A 574-nucleotide genomic window follows, 5' to 3' on the forward strand; every position below is an offset into this window, starting at 1 on the left:
GGTGTTGGAAAAGTCCGACTGGTCGACATGGGCGAGGTCGTTGCGGCCGAGATAGGAGATGGCGAGTTCGCGGAACACGTAGTCGAGGATCGACGTCGCGCTCTTGATGGCGTCGTTGCCGATGACCATGCCGGCCGGCTCGAACTTGGTGAAGGTGAAGGCGTGCACATATTCGTCGAGCGGCACGCCGTATTGCAGGCCGAGCGAAATCGCGATGGCGAAGTTGTTGAGAAGGCCACGCAGCGTGGCGCCTTCCTTGTTCATGTCGATGAAGATCTCGCCGAGGCGGCCATCATCATATTCGCCGGTGCGCAGGAAGATGGTGTTGCCACCGATCTTGGCCTTCTGCGTATAACCCTTGCGGCGGCCGGGCAGCTTTTCCTGCTCGCGCGAGACACGTTCGATGATGCGCTCGACGATCCGCTCGGTGATCTGCGCCGCGCGCGCCGCGGCCGGGGCCTGGATCAGCTGCTCGACGGCTTCGTCCTCATCCTCCTCGCCGTCGGCGAGCAGCGAGGCATTGAGCGGCTGCGACAGCTTCGAGCCGTCGCGGTAGAGCGCGTTGGCCTTCAGC

The 574-nt window shown here is 63.4% G+C and carries 1 protein-coding gene; it reads right to left on the reverse strand.

The window, feature by feature from the left end; genetic code table 11:
* Positions 1 to 574: TSCPD domain-containing protein (locus ACWTU8_RS32020; RefSeq protein ID WP_455851279.1), on the reverse strand; the 574-nt coding region annotated here is incomplete at both ends.

The sequence above is a fragment of the Mesorhizobium sp. BHbdii genome, from assembly GCF_053848045.1.